This window comes from Aliihoeflea sp., assembly GCF_052435475.1.
GTDB lineage: Bacteria > Pseudomonadota > Alphaproteobacteria > Rhizobiales > Rhizobiaceae > Aliihoeflea.
Genome location: NZ_JBQVMV010000002.1, coordinates 219,377 through 240,577 on the forward strand (window position 1 = coordinate 219,377; position 21,201 = coordinate 240,577).

A 21,201-nucleotide genomic window follows, 5' to 3' on the forward strand; every position below is an offset into this window, starting at 1 on the left:
CCATGCGGGAAAAGCCGCGGGCGTCCCTAAAGGATCGTCTGTGACCGGCCGAGAGCGTGACAGCCACCGACGGACGGCCGTTCGGGTCGCAATACCAAAAACAAACTGGCGAACCGGACGGCCGCCCGTTTCCCGACCCATGCCGTGCCCGGCTAAAGGGCGCGGCCGCCTTCGCACGCCCGAAATCCAGCCGAGGAGACAGACCATGCAGGACGAGCCTTACGACCCGAATAGCTGGGAGCCGCGCGAGGTGCGCATTGCCCGTCATGTCGGCGTGCTGCGCGAGGGGGTCGGCGCGCTCGTCGCCGCGCCGCCTTATCCCGAGGCCGAAATCCTCACCGCGTTCCGGCTCAAATCCGGCATGGCCGGGCTGCCGCATTTTTGCCCGCGTGCGGCTTGCCGGCGCGCGAATGCCTGCCGCGCGGGCGACATCGAGGCGGGCGCGGCCTGCGGGGCGCAGTTCAGTGCGGAAACGGAGCGAGACTTTCAGGCCATGGTGCTCGGCATCCTGATCGCCTGGCGCGCGCAATGCGCCCGCGCCACGCGCGAAGCGGCGGCGCTCGCCCGCTGGTCCGGTGCCGAAACGAACGCTGCGCCATTGTCGCGGGGAAGGCGGGCGGCTAAGCGGAAGGCATGACCCACCACGACCGGCCGATGCTCGGCATCCTCCTGATGATCGGCTTTTGCGCCATCGCGCCGCTCGGCGATGCGACGGCGAAGATCCTCGGCGACACGATCCCGCTGGTGCAGCTTCTGGCCGTGCGCTTTGCCATCCAGGCCGTCATCCTGCTGCCCATCATCTTCGCCATCGGCATTTCGCTGCGCATGAGCCCCTATGTGCTGCGCATGACCTTCCTGCGCACCGCGCTCCACATCGTCGGCATCGGCGCGATGTTCACCTCGCTGCGCTATCTGCCCCTGGCCGACGCCGTCGCCATCGCCTTCGTCATGCCGTTCATCATGCTGGTGCTTGGCGCCACGATCCTGGGCGAAGAGGTCGGCCCGCGCCGCATCGCCGCCTGCGCGGTCGGTTTCATCGGCACGCTGCTCGTCGTGCAGCCGAGCTTCGCCGAAGTCGGCTGGCCGGCCTTCCTGCCGATCGTCGTCGCCTTCACCTTCGCCTTCTACATGCTGGTCTCGCGGCAGATCGCCAAGGAATGCGATCCGCTCGCGCTGCAGACCATTTCCGGCTTCATCGGCACGCCAGTGCTGGTGCTGATCCTCGCGCTCACCTGGGGGCGGACGGATTCGTTCTTCGGCATCGTGACGCCGAACGCGACCGAGACCTGGCTGCTGCTCGGCATCGGCGTGCTGGGCACCTGCGGCCATCTCTTGATGACGTGGTCGCTGCGCTTTGCGCCATCCGCCACCGTCGCGCCGGTGCAGTATCTCGAAATCCCCTTCGCCACCTTCATCGGCTGGCTGGTCTTCGCCGACCTGCCGAACGGCCTCGCCGCCATCGGTATCGCCATCACCATGGCGGCCGGGCTCTACATCCTCTTTCGCGAGCGCAGCCTCGCCCAACCCAGACCTTCGGAAGCCTAAGCGTCCTCGACATTGATGCGGCGATAGAGCGCCTGCGTGAAGGAATAAGCGGCGAAGGCGAGGAGGCCGATGCCCATCGCGGCGAGGAGAAGGCTTCCGGCGGGGAGCGACTGGACGAAGTCAAGCGCCTGTTCCGAGCCGACATCCTCGCCCGTTCCGCCGCCGCGCCACGCCTGCAGCGCGACGAGAAACGCCAGGATCGCGAAGACCGCACCACGCGCGATCAGCCCCGTCTTGGCGATCGGGTGGATCACCTTCATCTTCGTCGCATCCGCCTCGATGTGGTCGGCATATTTCTCGCGCACCGCCTTGATCACATGGGCGATTGCAGCGCCGGCGAGGCAGGCGGCGATGATCGTCGAGACGATTCCGGTGCCGACGAAGCCGGCAATGGCGTCGGCGATGCCGCCACCGGATTCGCTGTCCGAACTTGTCCCCCTGATCCGCGAGGCGGTGTAGAATGCGAGCGTGGAATAGGCGATGGCGGAGGTTATCAGTCCACCCCTGACCGCGATGCCCTTGGCGTCGGTGCCGTGGTCGTCGGTGTCGAAGACGGACTGGATCGTGCGCCACAGCGCATAGCAGGCAAGGCCGAGAACCAGTATGTAGGCGACCGCAATGCCGAAGCCGCTCTCGAGCAGCCGGTCGAGCGCGTCGCGCGAGCCCATCGTCTCGCCGGACCCGATTGCGGCGGTTGCGGCGAAGAAGCCGATCACCGTGTAGATCAGCCCGCGCGCGGCATAGCCGATCCTTGCGAATGGCCGAAACCATGCCTTTGCCTGGTGCATTCTGCGGGTCCCTCGGTTGGTGTGGATCAGCAATGCGTGATGAAGCGTCCGGTTCCCCGATTAACCATGACACGCGTCGTCGAGGATGTGATCGAACCTGGCATGGAGCGGATCGTTGTCCGGGTCTAGACTGTTCGAAAGCATGGACGAATCATCCCTATGAAATTCCGGTCCACCCTGTCGGCCCTTGCCCTGTCGGCGATGGCGGCTCTCATCGCCGCCGCATTGATCATGCCGCCCATGAGCGATGCCCGCGCCAGCGAAGCCGCCGCGCGGTGTGCCGGCTATGCGCGGCTGACGCTGCTGCTCGCCAACGCGCAGAAGGCGGAGAATTTTTCGATGCGACGCTGCATGGACATGATCGGGAAGCGGCCGGGAAACTTCTGACGTTTCGCGGCGTTCGGGCGGCAAGAGCCGTCACGAAAGGGAACGCCATGCCAGCCGCACTCACCGCCTTCGCACTGAACTGCTCCCTGAAGCCGTCGAGCGCCGACGAAAGCTCGTCGACCGACAAGATGCTGTCCGACCTCCTCGACGCATTCGCGCCGCATGGCGTCACCGGCGAGATCGTCCGGGCCCTCGACCACGACATCAAGCCCGGCGTCGAGAGCGACATGGGCGAGGGGGACGACTGGCCGGGGCTGCGCGAGAAGATCGTCGCCGCCGACATCTTCATCCTCGGCACGCCGATCTGGATGGGCCAACCCTCCTCCGTCGCCAAGCGGGTGCTGGAGCGGCTGGACGCGTTTCTCGGCGAGGTGGACGACAAGGGCCGGATGCCGGCGGCCGGCAAGGTGGCGCTGGTCGCCATCGTCGGCAACGAGGACGGCGCGCATCATTGCCATGCGGCGTGCTTCCAGGCGCTGAACGATGTCGGCTTCACGGTGCCGGCCAATGCGGGGTGCTACTGGGTCGGCGAGGCGATGGGATCGGTCGACTACAAGGACCTCGACGAGGTGCCGAAGAAGGTGAAGCAGACGCTGGACATGGCGGCGTCCAACGCGGCCCATCTGGCGCGGCTTTTGAAGGTCGAGACGTATCCGGGCGTCGGTTAAAAGCTGAATCAAAACCGTCTGTTAAGGTTTACTGTTTAGCAATCTTCTCAAGACGAGAGGATTTGCGATGCGTATCGTGTTTGTCGCCGTTCTCGTGGCGCTTGGCCTGTCGGCCTGTGCCTCGGCTCCCAGCAACACCACCAATTCATGCTCGATCTTCGCGCAGCGAAGCGGCTTCTTCGAAAACTGGCGGCGCGATGCGCAGCGGGTTGAGCGGGAGTACGGCGTGCCGGTGCCGATCCTGATGGCGACGATCTATACGGAATCGAATTTCGAGCCACGGGCGCGGCCGCCGCGCACGAAACTCTTCGGCGTCATTCCATGGAAACGTCAGTCGACGGCCTATGGCTATTCGCAGGCGCTGGATGGGACCTGGGAGCGCTACCAGCGCGAGACGGGGCGGTTTGCGGCACGGCGGACCAATTTCGGCGACGCGATCCATTTCGTCGGCTGGTATCACGCCACCAGTAACCGGACGAACGGCATCGCCAAGACGGACGCCTACAATCTCTATCTCGCGTATTACTCGGGACATGCAGGCTATGCCCGCGGCTCGTGGCGCGGCAATGCCGGCGTGCAGCGGGCGGCGCAGCGCGCCACGAACATGGCGAACAGCTATGCCGGCCAGCTACAAGGCTGCTAGGCGCGAAGGCCCGCGTCGACGAGGTTGAGGTTGTGGCGGGGGCCGCGCCGGTAGGCATCGCGCATCCGCTCTTCGACCACCGCACGGCGCGGGGTCTCTTTTTCCGACAGTCCCAGTTCTTCGAACACCGCATCGATCACGTCGCGCAACCGGTTGTCGTCCTGCAATTCCATTTGCCCGGAACGGGCCCGCAAAGCACTTACAGTCATCGTGGCCTCCCGTATCTCGTCGAAACGCGGCCCCGCATTCCGACTGGGCCAGATCTGACGCTGGCCATGAATAATGGTAGTGCGGGCATTCGAAAGGAAAGAGGCGCCTGCGATCACTCTTGCGGCGACAATGAAATGATTGCGCGAGCGACGGCCATTGTCCCTTGACCCTGGGGAAATTTGCACGGCGGCTCCAATTTAGCGAATCACGTTTTTCTGCAGCGCTGATCGGACGCGGTAACGGCTTGGCTCGCCGAATTGTTAACGGCCGCCAAATGACTGATTTCATGGGCTTTATGGGAAAAGCGGGTGAGGCTCCATTGCGAGATGCAGAGCCTCTCCCTTCCATGGATTTGCCTCCGCGACGGCCTCGTCGAGCTCGACGCCGAGGCCCGGCTCCTTCGACGGTATGACCCAGCCATCCTGCCATTCGATCTTCCTGGTCAAAAGCTCGGCATGGAAGCCGTCCCATGTCCGGATCGATTCCAGGATCAGGAAATTGGGCAAGGTCGCGGCAAGCTGGATGTTGGCGGCGCCGACGATCGGGCCGCAATAGCAGTGCGGGGCGATCTGGATGTGGTACGCCTCGGCCATGGCCGCGATCTTCTTGGTCTCCAGAATGCCGCCGGATCGGCCGAGGTCGGGCTGGAGGATCGAGGCGGCGCGCTGTTCGATGACGCGCGCGAACTCCCACTTCGTCGTCAGGCGTTCGCCGGTGGCGATCGGGATCGAGGTGGCGCGTGCGACCTCGGCCATGACTTCCGGCATGTCGGGCGGGACGGGCTCTTCAAACCAGAGTGGGTCGTAGGGCTCGATCGCCCGCGCCATGCGCCGCGCGCCCGACGCGGTGAACTGGCCGTGCGTGCCGAACATGATGTCGGCGCGCGTGCAGACCGCCTCGCGGATCGCCTTGATCATGCGGGCCGAGAGGTCGATGTCGACGAGGCGCGGCTGGTGGCCGTCGAAGGCGGTGTAGGGGCCGGCGGGGTCGAGCTTCACGGCGTTGAAGCCCTGTTCGACATATTGAAGCGCGCATCCGGCGGCGAGGTCGGGGTCGTTATAGACGTTGCGGTCGGCGTTGTCGGCCTCGCTCGGGTAGACGCTGCCGGTCTGCGGATAGAGGTAGGTGTAGGAGCGCAGGCGCTCATGGACCTGCCCGCCGAGCAGCTTGTAGACGGGCTTGTTCGCTTCCTTGCCGATAATGTCCCAGCAGGCCATCTCGAGCGCCGAGACGCAGCCCATCATCGAGATGTCGGGGCGCTGGGAGAAGCCGGAGGAATAGGCGCGGCGGAAGAAACTCTCGATGTCGTGCGGGTCGGTGCCGACGAGGTAGCGCGCGGCGACGTCCTCGATCATCTGGGCGGTGAGATGGGGGCCGAAGGTGGCGTTGTAGGCCTCGCCGTAGCCCTTGACGCCGCTGTCGGTGGTGAGACGGACGAAGATGAAATAGCGCCCGCCGATCTGCGGGGGCGGGTTGCCGACTACCCAGGTTTTGACGTCGGTGATTTTCATGGTTGGTCCTTCATTGGTCTCGGCGGTGGCGAGCACCCCCCACTCCGGCCCTTAGGGCCACCTCTCCCCCTGCCCGGGGGAGAGGAATGCTGCCGCGATGGCTGCGCTCAATCCAGCTTGGGTTCCTCTCCCCTTTTGAGGGGAGAGGTGGCCCGAAGGGACGGAGTGGGGTAAGCATCGACGTCAACCCAAATCCTCCAGCACCATCTCCGCTCCCTTCCATCCCGTCATGATCGCCGCTGCATTCGTGTTGCCGCCGACGACGCTCGGGAAGATCGAGGCGTCGATGATGCGGAGGCTTTCGATGCCGTGGACCTTGAGGCGGGGGGAGACGACGGAGGTGGAGGGGGCGGGGCCCATGCGGCAGGTGGAGACGGGGTGATAGACCGTGCCGGAGCGGCGGCGGAAGTCGTCGATTAGTGCTTCGTCGCTCTGGATGGAGTGGCCGGGGAGGACTTCCTCGGCGATCAGGCCGCGCATGGCGTCGGTGTCGGCGAGGCGGCGCAGGAATTTCACCGCTGCAAGCATTTCGTCGACGTCGTGGTCGGTCGAGAACGCGTTGGCGACGATCTTCGGGTGTTCGCCCGGATCGGCGGAGCGGATCATGATCTCGCCGCGGCTGGTCGGACGGCAGTTGGAGAGGCCGATGGAGAAGCCGGGCCACGGATCGGGCGAGAGGATCGGCCGTTCGCCGGGTCGGGGCAGGACGGTGGAGAAGGCCTGGAAATAGAGCTGCATGTTCGGGCGGTCGAGGTCGGGCCGGGTGCGGAAGAAGCCGCCGCCCTGATTCATCGACATCGCCAGCGGCCCGTCGCGCGTCAAGAGGTAGCGCGAGCCGGCGAGGAGCTTGCCCCACCATGGGCGCAGCAACTGGTTGAGCGTCTTTTCACGCGCCTTGAAGGTGTAGTTGATGCCCTGATGGTCCTGAAGGTTTCGGCCGACATGCGGATTGTCGCGGCGGATTTCGATGCCGAGCGCGCCGAGGTGATCGGCGGGGCCTATCCCTGAAAGCTGGAGCAGTTGCGGCGTGTTGACCGAACCGCCGGAAACGATGATTTCGCGGCCCGCACGGACCTCGATCGTGCGGCCGTTCTTCAGATATTCGACGCCGATGGCCCGATTGCCTTCGAAGAGGATGCGCGTGGCGAGTGCGTTGGTCTCGACACGGAGGTTCGGGCGCTTCATCGCGGGGCGCAGGAAGGCGCGGGCGGCGGACATGCGGCGGCCGTCGCGGGTGGTGATCTGGTAGATGCCTATCCCTTCCTGGTTCTCGCCGTTGAAGTCCGGATTGGCGGGTAGGCCGAGTTCGATGCCGGCGGCGATGTAGCGGTTGGTCAGCGGGTGAACGTGGCGAGTGAGATCGGTGACGTGGATGGGGCCGCCGCGACCGCGGAAGGCGTCTTCGCCGGCTTCGTTGTCCTCGATCCTTTTGAAGATCGGCAGGACGTCGTCATAGCCCCAGCCGGGATTGCCGGCGTCGCGCCATTCGTCGAAATCCGACCGGTGGCCCCTGATCCAGACCATGGCGTTGATGGAGCTCGATCCGCCCAAAATCTTGCCGCGCGGCCAGTGGTCGGCATTGCCGCCAAGGCCGGGATCGGGTTCGGCGCGGTAGTTCCAGTTGACGCGCGGGTCGAAGAAGGTCTTGCCGTAGCCGAGCGGCATCTGGACGAAAAAGCGCCGGTCCGATCCGCCGGCTTCCAGCTCCAGCACCGAGTGGCGGCCCGAGGCGGAAAGGCGCTCGGCGACGACCGATCCGGCCGAGCCGGAGCCGATGATGACGAAATCGAAGATTTGTGCGGAGGAAGGAATGTCGAGGCCTCGCCGAATGGAAGCCGAAGCTTAGCCGGAGCGGGAGGTGAGTTCGCAACGCGATCCGGCATGGCTTGTGGATTTTCCGACCGGGCGTTACGGGAATACGACATCACATATGAGGGGACAGGCCATGAATCGCAGCGACGTCAATCCGGTGGGCGAACTGACGCTGCGAACGCTGGCCATGCCCGCCGACGCGAACGCGGCCGGCGACATCTTCGGCGGCTGGGTGATGGCGCAGATGGATCTGGCCTGCGGCATCCGTGCCGCCGAGCGGGCCAAGGGCCGCGTCGTCACGGCGGCGGTGAAGGAAATGTCCTTCGCCAAGCCGATGAAGGTGGGCGATACGCTGTGCATCTATATCGACATCACCAAGGTCGGCCGCTCGTCGATGACATTGCGCGTCGAAGCCTGGGCGCAGCGCTATCTGTCGGACCTGATGGAGCGCGTGACGCATGCCGATTTCGTCATGGTCGCGCTCGACAGCGACGGCAAGCCGAAGGCCGTTCCGGCTGAGTGAAGTCCTTCGCAGGCTGATTCCGGGGGCCGTCTCAAGCTGCTGAAATGCGAGCCATTTCCGGGTTCGCCGCGTCGAAGGCCGAGCGGGCCGCCTCCACCTTGCCGCGATTGTCGCGCGCCCATTCGCCGAGCGCGCGGACGGGCACGAGCAGGTCGCGGCCGAGCGGTGTCAGCTCATAATCCACGCGCGGCGGAATGGTCGGGTAAATGGTGCGCGTGACGAAGCCGTCGCGCTCCAGCCCGCGCAGGGTGGTCGTCAGCATCTTCTGCGAAATCGAGCCCAGCATGCGGCGCAATTCGGAAAAGCGGTGCGGGCCGTCGCCCAGCGTTTCGATCACGAGCACCGTCCACTTGTCGCCGACGCGCGACAGGATACCGCTGACGGCGCGGCACGTGTCGGTCTCGTGCAGGTGACTGAGTGTCAATGAAGTGCCTCCTTGTGAAGCGGTATGTCGGTCACTTATGTAGTGTCGGTATCGAAAAGATACCAAGTTTCCGACAACAGGAGTTTCTCATGGCCAAGCCAAAGATTGCAATCGTCATCGGATCGACCCGGCCGGGCCGTTTTGGCGACAAGCCCGCCGCGTGGATCAAGGCGCTGGGGGACAAGCGCAGCGACCTTTCCTTCGAAGTCGTCGACCTGCGCGACTATCCGATGCCGCTTTTCGACGAGGAAGTCTCGCCCGCCTGGGCGCCGTCGAAGAACGAAGTGGCGCGCAAGTGGCAGGACAAGATCGCCGAATATGACGGTTTCATCTTCACCGCGGCCGAATATAACCACGCGCCGACGGGCGTCCTCAAGAACGCGCTCGATTATGCCGCGGCCGGCTGGGTCAACAAGCCTGCGGCTTTCGTCGGCTATGGCGGTGTCGGTGGCGCCCGTGCGGTCGAGCAGCTTCGCCTGATCGCCATCGAACTGCAGCTCGCGCCGGTCAAGACCGCCGTTCACATCATGTGGTCGGTGATGATGGAAGCCCGCGACGGCAAGGACCTCGCCGAGTTCGGCTACCTCAATGACGGCGCCAACGGCATGCTCGACCAGCTCGCCTGGTTGGCAAACGCGTTGAAGGCTGCGCGGGCGGCGGACGAAAAAGAAGCGAAAGCGGCCTAAGGCTCCGACACCAGCCGGGCGGCGAGGACCTTGTCGATGCGCCGCCCGTCCATGTCGACCACCTCGAAGCGCCAGCCGAGCGCTTCGACCTTTTCGCCGGTTTCCGGCAGGTGGTTGAGATGGGAGAGCACGAAGCCGGCCACCGTCTCGTAGGGGCGGCGGTTGGGCAGTTTCAGGCCCAGCGCCTCGGCCATGTCGTCCGCCGGCATCCATCCCGACAACAGGAACGACCCGTCGTCGCGGGCGACCGATGCCGGTTCTTCCTCCGAGGAATCGATGCGGAAGACGCCGGCGATCGCCTCGAGAATGTCGGTCGGCGTGACGAGGCCTTCGAAATTTCCGTATTCGTCATGGACCAGCGCCATCGGGATGTCCGCCGTGCGCAATGTGGCGAGGACGTCGAGCGCGTCGGTATAATCGTGGACGATGGGCACCTGCCTGACGATTGCGCGCAGGTCGATCTCCTGACCCGACAGAAGATGCGAGAGCACGTCGCGCGAGCGCACGATGCCGAGCATGCCGTCGATACCGTTTTCGGCGACGGGCAGGTGCGAGTGCTGCGTTTCGATCAGCTTGCGGCGTACGATTTCGGCCGGGGCGTCGACATCGAGCCAGTCGACGTCGAGGCGCTGGGTCATGATCGAGCGCACCGAGCGGTCGGCGAGCCGCATGACGCCGGCGATCATCTTTCGCTCGTCGGTCTCGATGACGCCGGAGCTTTCGGCCTCGGCCATCAGCGCGGCGATCTCCTCGTCGGTGACTTTCTGGCTGTCCTCGGAATCCTGGCCGAGCAGCTTCAGCACTGTCTTGCCCGAGATGTCGAGGAGCCAGACCAGCGGCAGCGCGACGCGTGACAGGAGCTTCATCATCGGCGCGACCCTGACGGCCACGCGCTCGGGGTTCTTCAGCGCGATCTGCTTGGGGACGAGTTCGCCGATGATCAGCGAGCCGTAGGTGATGAGCGCGACGACGATGCCGACGCCGAGCGGGTTAGCCGCGGAGGCGGGCAGGCCGGCTTCCAGGAGCCAGGAAGACAGGCGAAGGCCGAGCGTCGCGCCCGAAAACGCGCCCGACAGGACGCCGACGAGCGTGATGCCGATCTGCACGGTGGAGAGGAAGCGGCCGGGATCGGAAGCGAGGCGGATGGCGCTGCGGGCGCCGGAGACGTTCTCGTCCGCCATCGCCCTCAGGCGGGCGGGGCGGGACGACACCACGGCGAGTTCCGACATGGCCAGAACGCCGTTGACGCAGATGAGGACGACGACGATCGCGATTTCGATGGTGAGCATGATGCCTTGCTCACTACCAAAGCGCGCGCTCGGGCGCGAGAGGCAAAATCAGCGGCAGGCGACGTAGCCGTTGCGCCGGCCTTTCAAGTCGAAATGGAAATGGTCGGCGTGGGCGGCGTTGTAGCCGGGGCCGAGAACCGTGGTGAAGTAGGAGCAGCCGCCGCGGCGCACGTTCTTCAGGAGGCTCTTTTCGCGGAAGGCGAACCAGCCGGGCTTGCGCACGTCGATGTCGCGGCCGCTGTTGAGCTCGATGCGCATGACGTCGAGCGCGTTGCCCTTGGAGTGTTCGGAGGCGGTGTTGGTGCCGGCGATGCGGCGGCACGAATAGCTGGAGCCCTGATGGATCGTCTTGACGCCGGAAAGGTATTTCCAGCGGGCGGATGGGGCGAGTTCGTTGCGGGTCCAGGTCGCGAAGGCGAGGGCCATCTGGCAGTTGAGCGTGGCGGCCGGCTGCATGCGGATGTTGCCGGCAAGGCTCGACACCTGGATCGGATGATCGATGCGGCAGGAACCGCCCTCGTTGATCGGCGCGAGATCGCGATAGGTGACACCCATGCGGCGCAATTGCTGCCGGCACTGGGCTTCGGCGGCCGGCATCGTCATGCCCTGCGGCGCAGAGGGCTGGTTGAGGCGCGGATAGCCGACCATCATGGGATTGGACGGAACGAGGCGCTGCATTCCCGACGAGGAGGCGACGGGCGCGCGCGGCGTGACGGATGCGATGGAGGAGGTGTAGCCGACATCGGCGCGCGGCTCGGGCGACATGACGTCGATGACGGAACAGGAAGTAAAGGCAATGGCGCCTGCTGCTATCGCGAATACGCTCGCGACGGCGCGGACCCTGCCCGGCAAATACGCGCCGAACGCTTTACGCATGATACTGAAACCCGTCTTCCTGTCCCGTCGGAATCGAAGGTAAGCAAAAAGGGTAAATGAAATCTGGCGGACGGCGTTAACGGGCTCGGTTCAGCGGCAATAGGTCGAGCCGTTGGAGCGCTCGGCGAGGTCGAAATGGAAATGGTCGGCATGGTCGGCGTCGCTGCCGGGGCCGAGGACGGTGGTGAACGGCCCGCAGGCCGATTTGCGCATGGCGGCGAAGAACGTCGCTTCGGGCGAGCCGCGCCGGTAGGCGCGCACGTCGATGCGGCGCTCGTCCTCCAGAACGACCGCGCCCCAGTCGAGCGCGTTGCCGAAGGCGTGTTCGGACAGCTTGCGGGTGCCGTGGCGGGGACGGCATATATAGGCGGACACCTGATTGACCGCAGCGATGCGCGCGGACAGATGGCGCGCCGCCTGCTGCTGCGCCTGATCGCGCACGAAGCGGGCATTGGCCTCGGCGATGGCGCAGTTCATCACGCCTTCCGGTTCCAGCGCGACACCGCCGCCCAGCGAGGAAACGGTAAGCGGGTGGGCGATCTTGCAACCCTCTGGCTCGGATTGGGGCGGGTGCTCCTCAAAGGCGACGCCCAGTTCGCGAAGCCGCGCGCGGCAGGCGATTTCGCCGGACGGCATCGCGGTCGATTGGCGTGAACGAGGCGCGTCGACTGGCACCTCATCGGCGACCGCTGCGTCCGGCTCCGGGCTTTCAGGTGCGTCGGGGCGAGGCGACGGCAGGGGCGCTGCTTGCGTTTCGGGCAGTTCCTGCGGTTCGTCCGCGACCTCGCCACTCTCCTGTGGGTCGGCCGGTTCGGCGGCGCTCTCGGGGTCCTCGGTTTGGGGGACGTCGGGCTCGCGCTCGCCTTCGGGCAGTTCCTGCGGAACGGGCGCCGCGTCGGGCAGATCGACCTTGCCGCCCTGCTGCGCGAAGGCAGACGCGGACAGGAGCATGAGGGCGGGGAAAACGGGGATCAGAAAAGGGCGCATCGCGACGACAACGCATCGGCGCGGCGAGCGATGCCGCATGGCACCTCAATTTTGGTGTCGCGCTTTATTCAGGCGCCGATCTTCTCCAAGCCTTCTTCCAGCCATTCGCCGAGCATCGGCATGCCGAGAAGATAGGTCGACACGCGCTTGTTGATGCGCGGGCGGGCTTCCGCGACCGCCTGATCCCATTCGCGCGCGTCGAAATCGCCGCGGCCGATGAACATGATGGCGAGAAGATCCGCCGCCTCGTCGACGTTCAGATCCTCGATCAGGGCGCGCAGTTCGGATGCGGTGAGGTTCTGCTCTTCTTCCTCTGCCAGCCCGTCATGCGCGTGGCGATCGCGCGACTGATCGTCGAGTTCGACCTCGTGCTCGTGGCCGGCGTCATATTCATCGTTGAGGGCGGCGGAGATGGCGCGCGCCTTGAGAACGAACTGGCGCACCGTTTCGGGATCGATCGTCAGATCGAATTCAGGCTGCAAGCGCTGCTGCACATTCGCTCTCCCAGACATGGCAGGCACTATAGCAGCATCGCGGACGGGTTCCACAAGGCGGGAATTGACAGATGTCCGGTTCGGGCGGAAAGCAGGCGCTCCTGCAACCGGTTCCCGCCCCGATGTCGTTCATCCTTTCCGCCAAGGTCCTGCCGATCCTGCTGCTCGTTGCCTCGAACGTCTTCATGACGTTCGCGTGGTACGGGCACCTGAAATACAAGGCCGCGCCGCTTTATGCCGTGGTGATGATCTCCTGGTTCATCGCGTTCTTCGAATACTGGCTGGCAGTGCCTGCCAACCGGATCGGCCACGAGGCTTATTCGGCGGCGCAATTGAAGACGATGCAGGAGGTGATCACGCTTTGCGTCTTCGTGTTGTTCTCGGTCTTCTATCTGAAGGAGGCGATCACCTTGAACCATGTCGCCGGTTTCATCCTGATTGCGGCAGGGGCCGCGCTCATCTTTCGGTCGTGATCTGGCGCAGGACGCCAGAATTTGCGTGAAAATCGGCGATCGATTGCTATATTGTCGGGATCAGGGATTTGGACGGTTCGTTAGCCGAGGCTGCCGGGCCGTCCTTTTGCGTTAATCCCCGCCGTCGAAAAAGAAAACGAAACGACAGGAATTACGACGAAAGGTCGACTGAAATGAACAAGGTCCCGATGACCGGCCCCGGTTTCGAATCGCTGAAGGAAGAGTTGCGCTGGCGCCAGCAGGAAGAGCGGCCGCGCATCATCGAGGCGATCTCCGAAGCGCGCGCCCATGGCGACCTCTCGGAAAATGCCGAGTATCATTCCGCCAAGGAAGCGCAGAGCCTCAATGAAGGCCGCATCAACGAACTCGAAGACCTGACCGCGCGCGCCGAAGTGATCGACGTGTCGAAGCTGTCTGGCGACACGATCAAGTTCGGCGCGACCGTCGTCCTCGTCGACGAGGACACCGAGGAAGAAAAGACCTACCAGATCGTCGGCGACCAGGAAGCCGACGTGAAGGCCGGCCGCATCTCCATCTCCTCGCCGATCGCGCGTGCGCTGATCGGGAAGGGTGTGGGTGATGAGATCGAGGTCAATGCGCCCGGCGGGGCGCGTGGGTATGAGATTGTGAAGCTACGCTGGGCTTAAGGGTGGCTTCGAGCAACGCCGACAGGTGTTGCTGGACGGTTTGAGGTTCGATTCCTTTTTGAAGTGACCCCCACCTTTTATCCCTCCCCACAAGGGGGAGGGAGGCGTCAGCGTGGAGTTTGGCCGTGAAACGGGGTGGTGCATTGACCGTTGAGGCGTGGCGCTCATGGACTCCCTCCCCCTTGTGGGGATCGTTGCAAAATCGGTGTAGCGAGCATTTTGATGCTGCACGAAGGCGTTTGTCTGCGGTTTTCGCAGCTTGGCCCGACCCGGTTGGCCTGTGGCCCGGGGCGCGGCGCCCTGCTTTTGGCGCTTCGGCGGCCTCAGGCGAGCTTGAGCGCGCGCTTCATGTTGTAGGCGGTGGCGGCGAGGTGGAGGTGGCTTTCGTTCTTCGCGACGCCGCGATAGCGCACGCGGCTCCAGCCGAACCATCGCTTCAAGGTGGCGAAGACGCCCTCGACCTCGGCGCGGATCGGGGCGATCAGCGCGTTGTGGCGCCTTTGCCAGGCGGTCAACGCCGGACCACCGCCCCAGCTCTTGTGCATGATGCGCGCCTTGATGCCTTGCGCCTTCAGCGCCGCCCTGCGCGAGCGCTTGGCATAGGCCTTGTCGGCATAGACCGCCGCTTCGTCGCCGCAGATCAGCCGGTCGGCCGGCACCGTGTCGTTGATGTTGGCCGGTGTCAGCACGACGCGGCGGATGAGACGGCTGGTCCGGTCCACGCCGGCATGCATCTTGTAGCCGTAGTGCAACCCGGGCCGGCCCTTGCGCGCCGTCACCGCAGCGTCCGGATCGACAGCCTCTTTCCCCGGCGCGGCGGGACGGTGCGGCGTTGCCACCAGCGAGGCGTCGACCATCGTGCCCCGCTTGAGTAAGAGCCCGCGTGCCTCCAACTGCCGCTCGAACTCGGCGAACACCTTGTCCGAAAGTCCCGCCTCGGCCAGCCGGGTGCGGAACCGGCACAAGGTCGTATGATCCGGGCACGGCGCCTGAAGCGACAGCCCAAGGAACTTGCGGAACGACACCCGGTCGTTGATCGCCTCCTCCAGTTCGGCATCCGACAGCCGGTACCATTGCTGCAAAAGCAGCGCCTTCAGCATCATCACCGGCTCGAAGGCCGGCCGGCCGGCGCCCTCCGGCTTGAGACAGCTAAGCAGCTTCTCGAAGCGATACCACTTCACCTCGCCCGCCAGGCGCTCCAACATCGCATTGTGGCCGACCCTGGCCGATATCCACCCATCGCCAAAACCAAGCTGACCGCTCATCAAACCGCCTCCAAACAAAGACGACTGAATCACAAACAACCAATTTTGCAACGATCTCCCTTGTGGGGAGGGAGGGCATCGGCGCGGCGCTTTATCCAATAAACCGGGTGCTGCATCGGAATGTGTGACGCTGCGTCGGCGACTCCCTCCCACTTGTGGGGAGGGATAGAGGGTGGGGGTCGAGCGAATGCAAAAATTAGACGGCCAGCCGCGTCGTGTGCTTGATGCTTTTCAGCACCAGATTGGTGCGTACGTTCGCTATCCCCGGCAGGCGAAACAAAAACCCTTCGAGGAAGGCGTTGTAGGCGTCGAGGTCGGTGCAGAGGACGCGCAGGTGATAATCGGCTTCGCCGGTGGTCGAGAAGCAGTCGAGGACTTCGGGCCTTTGCTGGACCTCGGCGATGAAGGTGTCGACGTGGCCGTGCTCATGGCGGGTGAGAGTGACGTGGACGATGGCGTGGAACGTCAGTCCCGCCTGAGCCGGATCGAGCAAGGCGCGGTAATCGCTGATGATCCCGGCTTCCTCCAGCGCGCGCACGCGGCGCCAGCAGGCCGAGGCCGACATGCCGGCCTGGTCGGCAAGGTCCTGGTTGGAGATACGGCCGTTCTCCTGCAGGATCATGAGAAGGCGGCGGTCCTGTTCTTCCAGTTGCATCGCGATATCCGAACGAATTGACCGGTGAATCGCCGTTTGACGGCAGCCGATTGCGTATTGGTGGACCAGCCGCTGGAAATCGGCAAGTTCTTTCACCCGATCGGGCGTATCCTGTTGCCAGCCAATCGGGAGACCAGCCATGACCGCGCACGAGCCCATCCGCGAACTCGCCCGCTACCAGCTCAAGGATCGCTACGAGATGGAGCGCGGCCGCGTCTTCATGACGGGCACGCAGGCGCTGGTGCGAATTGCGCTGGACCAGGCCCGGCGTGACCGCGAGACGGGCCGGACGACGGGCGGGTTCATTTCCGGCTATCGCGGCTCGCCGCTGGGCGGTCTCGATCTCGAATTGTGGCGGATCGGCAAGAAACTGAAGGAATCGCGGATCGAGTTCCTGCCGGCGGTAAACGAGGATCTGGCGGCGACGGCGGTGCTCGGCTCGCAGCAGGTCGAAACCAACCCGAAGCGCGAGGTCGAGGGCGTCTTCGGCATGTGGTACGGCAAGGGACCGGGCGTCGACCGCTCCGGCGACGCGCTGAAGCACGGCAATGCCTATGGCTCCTCGCCCAATGGCGGCGTGCTGGTGATCGCCGGCGACGACCATGGCTGCGTTTCGTCATCCATGCCGCACCAGTCGGACGTCGCCTTCATGGCGTGGTTCATGCCGACGCTGAACCCGGCAAGCGTCGCTGAATATCTGGAGTTCGGCGAGTACGGCTACGCGCTGTCGCGCTATTCTGGCATGTGGGTCGGCTTCAAGGCAATCTCGGAGACGGTGGAATCGGGCGCGTCGTTCGAATTGCGGCCCGATCGGCGGTTCGAGGCGCCGGACTTCACGCCGCCTGCGGGCGGGCTCCACTATCGCTGGCCGGACCTACCGGGACCGCAGATCGAGGAGCGGATGGAGGCCAAGAAGCAGGCGGTCTTCGCCTTCGCCGAAGCCAATCCGATCGACCGGCACATCTATGAGGTGCGCGACGCCAAGTTCGGCATCGTGACGACCGGCAAGGGCCATCTCGACCTGATGGAGGCGCTGCGGCTGCTCGGCATCGGCGAGGCGGAATGCCGCGAACTCGGCATCGACATCTACAAGGTCGGCATGGTCTGGCCGCTGGCGCGCCGCGATGCGCTCGACTTCGTGCGCGGCAAAGAGGAAGTCCTCGTCATCGAGGAGAAGCGCGGCATCATCGAGAGCCAGTTCAAGGAGTATTTCTACGACTGGCCGGGCGACAAGCCCAAGCGCATGGTCGGCAAGCGCGACGAGGCGGGCGGACGGCTGGTGCCGTGGACGGGGGAACTGTCGCCGCGCCAGCTCGTGCCGATCGTGGCGAAGCGGCTCGACGGAATATTCCCGGGGCACGGATTCATGGAGCGGGCGCGCAGGCTGGCTGAGGCCCCGCGCATCGCGCTCAACGTGCCGGGCGCGACGCGCACGCCCTATTTCTGCTCGGGCTGCCCGCACAACACCTCGACCAAGGTGCCGGAAGGCTCGCAGGCGCTGGCCGGCATCGGCTGCCATTTCATGGCATCCTGGATGGACCGTGAGACGAGTTCGCTGATCCAGATGGGCGGCGAGGGGGTGAACTGGGCGGCCTCCTCACTCTTCACCGGCAAGGGGCACGTGTTCCAAAATCTGGGCGAGGGCACCTACTATCATTCCGGTTCGATGGCGATCCGGCAGGCGATCGCGGCGAAGGCCAACATCACCTACAAGATCTTGTTCAACGACGCGGTGGCAATGACCGGCGGCCAGCCGGTGGACGGCCCGATCTCCGTCCACGCAATCGCCGCCGAAGTGCGCGCGGAGGGCGTGGAGAGGATCGCGCTCGTCTCCGACGATCCGGACAAGTTCTCGATGCGGGACTTTCCCGCCGGAACGACGCTGCATCATCGCCGCGAGATGGACGCGGTGCAGCGGGAGCTGCGCAACGTCGCGGGCGTGTCGGTGCTGATCTACGAGCAGACCTGCGCGACCGAGAAGCGGCGCCGGCGCAAGCGCGGGACGATGGAGGACCCGAAGAAGTTCGTCGTCATCAACGAACTCGTCTGCGAGGGCTGCGGCGATTGTTCGGTCGAATCGAACTGCCTGTCGGTCGAGCCGTTGGAGACCGAGTTCGGCACAAAGAGGCGCATCAACCAGTCGTCCTGCAACAAGGATTTTTCGTGCCTAAACGGCTTTTGCCCGAGCTTCGTGACGGTCGAGGGCGCGACGCGCAGGAAGAAGAGTGGCGTCGAGTTCGATCTGGCGGCGTTGGCAGCGGATATTGCCGCGCCTGAAATCCCGGCGCTGGAAAAACCGTTCGACCTGCTCATCACCGGCGTCGGTGGAACGGGAGTCGTAACGGTCGGGCAATTAGTCACGATGGCGGCGCATCTCGAAGCGAAGGGCGCGACCGTGCTCGACTTCACCGGGTTCGCGCAAAAATTCGGCCCGGTGCTGTCCTTCGTCAGGCTCGCGGCGAGCCCGCAGGCGATCCATCAGGTGCGGATCGATGGCGGGGCGGCCGATGCGCTGATCGGCTGCGACATCGTCGTCTCGTCCTCGCCCAAGGCCTCCATGACCTATCGCGCGGGCATGAAGGCGGCGGTCAACCTCGCGAAGATGCCGACCGGCGACATCGTCCGCAAGCGCGACGCGGACCTTGCCGTGGACCAGAGGCTGGCGGCGATCGCCGGCGTCGTGGGCGAGGGCGCGCTGACGGCGGTGGACGCCAACGCACTGTCCGAAAGGCTGATGGGCGACACGGTGTTCGCCAATGTCATGATGCTCGGCTTCGCCTGGCAGCTCGGGCTCGTGCCGGTCGGTCACGAGGCGCTGCGGCAGGCGATCGAACTCAACGGCGTCGCGATCGAGGCGAACCATCGCGCCTTCCTGATCGGCCGGCTGGCGGCGGCGAAGCCTGACGCGGTGTCGGGACTGTTCAAGCCGAAGCCAGTTGCGGGCGAAACACTGGACCAGATCATCCTGCGCCGTGAGGCGTTTTTGGTCGACTATCAGGATGCGGCCTATGCGAGCCGCTATCGGATGATGGTCGATCGCGTGCGTGGTGCCGAAGCCGCGATGGGATCGCAGAAGCTGACGGAAGCGGTGGCACGGTCGCTGTTCAAGCTGATGGCCTACAAGGACGAATATGAGGTCGCGCGGCTGCACACGCAGACGGGGCTGAAGGCGAAGCTCGCCGCCGAATTCGAAGGCGACTGGAAGATCGTTCACCACCTCGCGCCGCCGATGCTGAATGCTGGAACGGATGCACGAGGGCGGCCGCTGAAGCGATCGTTCGGACCGTGGATCAGGAAGCCGTTCCATGTGCTTGCGCGCATGAAGCGCCTGCGCGGCACGGCGTTCGATCCTTTCGGCTACACGGCCGAGCGACGCATGGAGCGCGGGCTGATCGGCTGGTACGAGGCGAAGATCGAGGAGGCGCTCGCGCGGCTTTCGCCGCAGACCCATACGGCCATTGCCGAGGCGATGGCGCTGCCGCTGCAGATTCGCGGGTTCGGGCCGGTGAAGGACAAGGCGGTGGCCGAGGTGCGGCCGAAGTTGGATGCGGCGCTCGCCTCACTCCAGGGGAGCGCTCACGATTTGTGACCGGGGCCCAAGGTTAGGCTTGCGTCCTCAAGATCGCTGCGCTAACCCTCGCCGCGTTGCAACAAGGCCCATTGCCGGTCCCGTTTCAGGCTTGCGAAAGAGCGGCGCTACTTCTCTCAGCGCCACCCCGCTATAGTCAGGGATCGACGCTCAACGGGAAGTCGGTTCATGAACGAAATGCTCGCCTCATACCTGCCCATCGTGATCTTCATGGGTGTGGCGCTGATCGTCGGCATCGCGCTGATCGCGGCGCCCTTCCTCGTGGCCTACCGCAACCCCGACCCGGAAAAACTGTCGGCCTATGAGTGCGGCTTCAACGCCTTCGACGACGCGCGCATGAAGTTCGACATCCGCTTCTACCTCGTCGCCATCCTGTTCATCATCTTCGACCTTGAAGTCGCGTTCCTCTTCCCCTGGGCGGTCTCGTTCGGCGAGATCGGCATGCTTGGCTTCTGGTCGATGATGATCTTCCTGGGCGTGCTGACGATCGGCTTCATCTACGAATGGAAAAAGGGAGCGCTGGAATGGGATTGATGGATAACTCCCAGACCCTCGTCGCGCCGAAGCCCAAGGGTCTCGTCGACCCGCGCACGGGCAACCCGATCGGTTCTGACGATCCGTTCTTCCTGAATGTGAAGGAAGAGCTGGACGACAAGGGCTTTCTCGTCACCTCGTCCGAGGCGCTGATCACCTGGGCACGCTCGGGCTCGCTGATGTTCATGACGTTCGGCCTGGCATGCTGCGCCGTGGAGATGATCCACACCTCGATGCCGCGCTACGATTCGGAGCGCTTCGGCGTCGCGCCGCGCGCGTCGCCGCGCCAGTCCGACATCATGATCGTCGCCGGCACGCTGACCAACAAGATGGCGCCGGCGCTGCGCAAGGTCTACGACCAGATGCCAGAGCCGCGCTACGTCATCTCGATGGGCTCGTGCGCGAATGGCGGCGGCTACTATCACTATTCCTATTCGGTCGTGCGCGGCTGCGACCGCATCGTGCCGGTCGACATTTACGTGCCGGGTTGCCCGCCTTCGGCTGAAGCGCTGCTCTACGGCATTCTTCTGCTGCAGAAGAAGATCCGCCGCACCGGCACGATCGAGCGCTAGGACAGGACGCATGAGCGAAGCCCTCAACGACCTCGCCGCCTATATCAAGGAGCGGCTCGACGCGCAGGTTCAGGATTCCATGGTCGCATTCGGCGACCTGACGATCCATGTCGAGCCGAGCGACCTGATCGACGTGCTGGAGTTCCTGAAGAACGACGTGCAGTGCCGCTTCGTGTCGATCATCGACATTTGCGGTGCCGACTACCCGGCGCGCGAAAAGCGTTTCGACGTCGTCTATCACCTGCTCTCGCCCTACACGAACCAGCGCATCCGCTTGAAAGTCAGGACGGACGAGGACAATCCGATCCCGTCCGCGACCGAGGTGTTCCCCGGTGCCGACTGGTTCGAGCGCGAAACCTACGATCTCTACGGCGTCCTTTTCACCGGCCACCCGGATCTGCGCCGCATCCTGACCGATTACGGTTTCGAGGGGCATCCGCTGCGCAAGGACTTCCCGCTGACCGGCTTCGTCGAGGTTCGCTACGACGACGAGGTCAAGCGCGTGGTTTACGAGCCCGTCGAACTGAAGCAGGAATTCCGCAACTTCGACTTCCTCTCGCCCTGGGAGGGCACGGATTACGTGCTGCCCGGTGACGAAAAAGCGAAAGCGAACTGAGGCGCCG

At 64.7% G+C, this 21,201-nt stretch carries 24 protein-coding genes; 13 read left to right on the top strand and 11 right to left on the bottom strand.

Going from position 1 to position 21,201, the window contains the following annotated elements; genetic code table 11:
- Positions 1-205: 205 nt before the first annotated feature.
- Both ACT6QU_RS04135 and ACT6QU_RS04140 read left to right on the top strand, forming a co-directional pair.
- A complete protein-coding gene (locus tag ACT6QU_RS04135) occupies positions 206-637 on the top strand; it encodes a hypothetical protein (RefSeq protein WP_444564446.1) in 432 nt (143 codons plus the stop codon).
- Positions 634-1,545 carry a DMT family transporter gene (locus ACT6QU_RS04140; protein ID WP_444564445.1) on the top strand — a complete coding sequence of 304 codons (912 nt, stop codon included), beginning with the start codon at positions 634-636 and terminating at the stop codon, positions 1,543-1,545. Before ACT6QU_RS04135 ends, ACT6QU_RS04140 begins: the two co-directional genes overlap by 4 nt.
- Here the strand turns inward: ACT6QU_RS04140 and ACT6QU_RS04145 are convergent.
- Positions 1,542-2,333: a DUF1206 domain-containing protein gene (locus ACT6QU_RS04145; RefSeq protein ID WP_444564444.1), complete on the bottom strand. Its 792-nt coding sequence runs from the start codon at positions 2,331-2,333 to the stop codon at positions 1,542-1,544. The two genes, ACT6QU_RS04140 and ACT6QU_RS04145, sit on opposite strands and share 4 nt — an antisense overlap.
- 159 nt (positions 2,334-2,492) lie before the next feature.
- On the opposite strand from ACT6QU_RS04145, the gene ACT6QU_RS04150 reads away from it, so the two are divergent.
- The 3 genes from ACT6QU_RS04150 (at position 2,493) to ACT6QU_RS04160 (ending at position 4,031) form a co-directional block, all read left to right on the top strand.
- Positions 2,493-2,720, top strand: a complete 228-nt coding sequence (locus ACT6QU_RS04150) for a hypothetical protein (protein WP_444564443.1) — start codon at positions 2,493-2,495, stop codon at positions 2,718-2,720.
- Between the two features lie 47 nt (positions 2,721-2,767).
- Positions 2,768-3,388 carry a flavodoxin family protein gene (locus ACT6QU_RS04155; RefSeq protein WP_444564442.1) on the top strand — a complete coding sequence of 207 codons (621 nt, stop codon included), beginning with the start codon at positions 2,768-2,770 and terminating at the stop codon, positions 3,386-3,388.
- Between the two features lie 67 nt (positions 3,389-3,455).
- Positions 3,456-4,031: a transglycosylase SLT domain-containing protein gene (locus ACT6QU_RS04160; RefSeq protein ID WP_444564441.1), complete on the top strand. Its 576-nt coding sequence runs from the start codon at positions 3,456-3,458 to the stop codon at positions 4,029-4,031.
- Here the strand turns inward: ACT6QU_RS04160 and ACT6QU_RS04165 are convergent.
- The 3 genes from ACT6QU_RS04165 to ACT6QU_RS04175 all read right to left on the bottom strand — a co-directional run bounded on the left by ACT6QU_RS04165 (position 4,028) and on the right by ACT6QU_RS04175 (position 7,564).
- Complete coding sequence (locus tag ACT6QU_RS04165) at positions 4,028-4,426, bottom strand: hypothetical protein (RefSeq protein WP_444564440.1); 399 nt, start codon at positions 4,424-4,426, stop codon at positions 4,028-4,030. The two genes, ACT6QU_RS04160 and ACT6QU_RS04165, sit on opposite strands and share 4 nt — an antisense overlap.
- A gap of 108 nt (positions 4,427-4,534) precedes the next feature.
- Entirely contained in the window at positions 4,535-5,752 is a 1,218-nt protein-coding gene (locus tag ACT6QU_RS04170; RefSeq protein WP_444564439.1) for a mandelate racemase/muconate lactonizing enzyme family protein, read from the bottom strand.
- A gap of 183 nt (positions 5,753-5,935) precedes the next feature.
- On the bottom strand, positions 5,936-7,564 hold the full coding sequence (locus tag ACT6QU_RS04175; protein ID WP_444564522.1) for a GMC family oxidoreductase: 1,629 nt from the start codon (positions 7,562-7,564) through the stop codon (positions 5,936-5,938).
- Positions 7,565-7,697: 133 nt separating this feature from the next.
- Here ACT6QU_RS04175 and ACT6QU_RS04180 point away from each other — a divergent pair, with 133 nt between their 5' ends.
- On the top strand, positions 7,698-8,087 hold the full coding sequence (locus ACT6QU_RS04180; protein WP_444564438.1) for an acyl-CoA thioesterase: 390 nt from the start codon (positions 7,698-7,700) through the stop codon (positions 8,085-8,087).
- Between the two features lie 31 nt (positions 8,088-8,118).
- On the opposite strand, the gene ACT6QU_RS04185 is transcribed toward ACT6QU_RS04180, so the two are convergent.
- Positions 8,119-8,511 (bottom strand): winged helix-turn-helix transcriptional regulator, encoded by a 393-nt coding sequence (locus ACT6QU_RS04185; protein ID WP_024588879.1) that lies wholly within the window; start codon positions 8,509-8,511, stop codon positions 8,119-8,121.
- 89 nt (positions 8,512-8,600) lie between these two features.
- On the opposite strand from ACT6QU_RS04185, the gene ACT6QU_RS04190 reads away from it, so the two are divergent.
- On the top strand, positions 8,601-9,197 hold the full coding sequence (locus ACT6QU_RS04190; protein ID WP_024588878.1) for an NADPH-dependent FMN reductase: 597 nt from the start codon (positions 8,601-8,603) through the stop codon (positions 9,195-9,197).
- Here ACT6QU_RS04190 and ACT6QU_RS04195 read toward each other — a convergent pair.
- The 4 genes from ACT6QU_RS04195 to ACT6QU_RS04210 all read right to left on the bottom strand — a co-directional run bounded on the left by ACT6QU_RS04195 (position 9,194) and on the right by ACT6QU_RS04210 (position 12,843).
- Positions 9,194-10,486 (bottom strand): hemolysin family protein, encoded by a 1,293-nt coding sequence (locus ACT6QU_RS04195; RefSeq protein WP_444564437.1) that lies wholly within the window; start codon positions 10,484-10,486, stop codon positions 9,194-9,196. The genes ACT6QU_RS04190 and ACT6QU_RS04195 overlap by 4 nt on opposite strands.
- A gap of 48 nt (positions 10,487-10,534) precedes the next feature.
- On the bottom strand, positions 10,535-11,362 hold the full coding sequence (locus ACT6QU_RS04200; RefSeq protein ID WP_024588876.1) for an extensin family protein: 828 nt from the start codon (positions 11,360-11,362) through the stop codon (positions 10,535-10,537).
- 90 nt (positions 11,363-11,452) lie between these two features.
- Positions 11,453-12,349 carry an extensin family protein gene (locus ACT6QU_RS04205; protein WP_444564436.1) on the bottom strand — a complete coding sequence of 299 codons (897 nt, stop codon included), beginning with the start codon at positions 12,347-12,349 and terminating at the stop codon, positions 11,453-11,455.
- A gap of 68 nt (positions 12,350-12,417) precedes the next feature.
- Positions 12,418-12,843, bottom strand: a complete 426-nt coding sequence (locus ACT6QU_RS04210) for a DUF3775 domain-containing protein (RefSeq protein WP_444564435.1) — start codon at positions 12,841-12,843, stop codon at positions 12,418-12,420.
- Between the two features lie 122 nt (positions 12,844-12,965).
- Here ACT6QU_RS04210 and ACT6QU_RS04215 point away from each other — a divergent pair, with 122 nt between their 5' ends.
- Together ACT6QU_RS04215 and greA are read left to right on the top strand one after the other, a co-directional pair.
- Positions 12,966-13,316, top strand: a complete 351-nt coding sequence (locus ACT6QU_RS04215; RefSeq protein ID WP_024588873.1) for a DMT family protein — start codon at positions 12,966-12,968, stop codon at positions 13,314-13,316.
- 173 nt (positions 13,317-13,489) lie between these two features.
- Complete coding sequence (gene greA, locus ACT6QU_RS04220; protein ID WP_024588872.1) at positions 13,490-13,963, top strand: transcription elongation factor GreA; 474 nt, start codon at positions 13,490-13,492, stop codon at positions 13,961-13,963.
- A 323-nt stretch (positions 13,964-14,286) separates the two neighbouring features.
- Here the strand turns inward: greA and ACT6QU_RS04225 are convergent, their stop codons facing one another.
- Positions 14,287-15,228 (bottom strand): IS5 family transposase, encoded by a 942-nt coding sequence (locus ACT6QU_RS04225; RefSeq protein WP_444836861.1) that lies wholly within the window; start codon positions 15,226-15,228, stop codon positions 14,287-14,289.
- A 196-nt stretch (positions 15,229-15,424) separates the two neighbouring features.
- The gene (locus tag ACT6QU_RS04230) at positions 15,425-15,883 is read right to left on the bottom strand and encodes an Lrp/AsnC family transcriptional regulator (protein WP_444562810.1); all 459 of its coding nucleotides are present in this window, start codon (positions 15,881-15,883) and stop codon (positions 15,425-15,427) included.
- A 139-nt stretch (positions 15,884-16,022) separates the two neighbouring features.
- Here ACT6QU_RS04230 and ACT6QU_RS04235 point away from each other — a divergent pair, with 139 nt between their 5' ends.
- From ACT6QU_RS04235 to ACT6QU_RS04250, 4 genes are all read left to right on the top strand, one after another.
- Complete coding sequence (locus ACT6QU_RS04235; protein ID WP_444562811.1) at positions 16,023-19,472, top strand: indolepyruvate ferredoxin oxidoreductase family protein; 3,450 nt, start codon at positions 16,023-16,025, stop codon at positions 19,470-19,472.
- A gap of 168 nt (positions 19,473-19,640) precedes the next feature.
- Positions 19,641-20,006, top strand: a complete 366-nt coding sequence (locus ACT6QU_RS04240; RefSeq protein WP_024585845.1) for an NADH-quinone oxidoreductase subunit A — start codon at positions 19,641-19,643, stop codon at positions 20,004-20,006.
- Positions 19,997-20,578 carry a NuoB/complex I 20 kDa subunit family protein gene (locus ACT6QU_RS04245; protein ID WP_024585844.1) on the top strand — a complete coding sequence of 194 codons (582 nt, stop codon included), beginning with the start codon at positions 19,997-19,999 and terminating at the stop codon, positions 20,576-20,578. Before ACT6QU_RS04240 ends, ACT6QU_RS04245 begins: the two co-directional genes overlap by 10 nt.
- A 10-nt stretch (positions 20,579-20,588) precedes the next feature.
- Complete coding sequence (locus tag ACT6QU_RS04250; RefSeq protein WP_444562812.1) at positions 20,589-21,194, top strand: NADH-quinone oxidoreductase subunit C; 606 nt, start codon at positions 20,589-20,591, stop codon at positions 21,192-21,194.
- Positions 21,195-21,201: the final 7 nt, after the last annotated feature.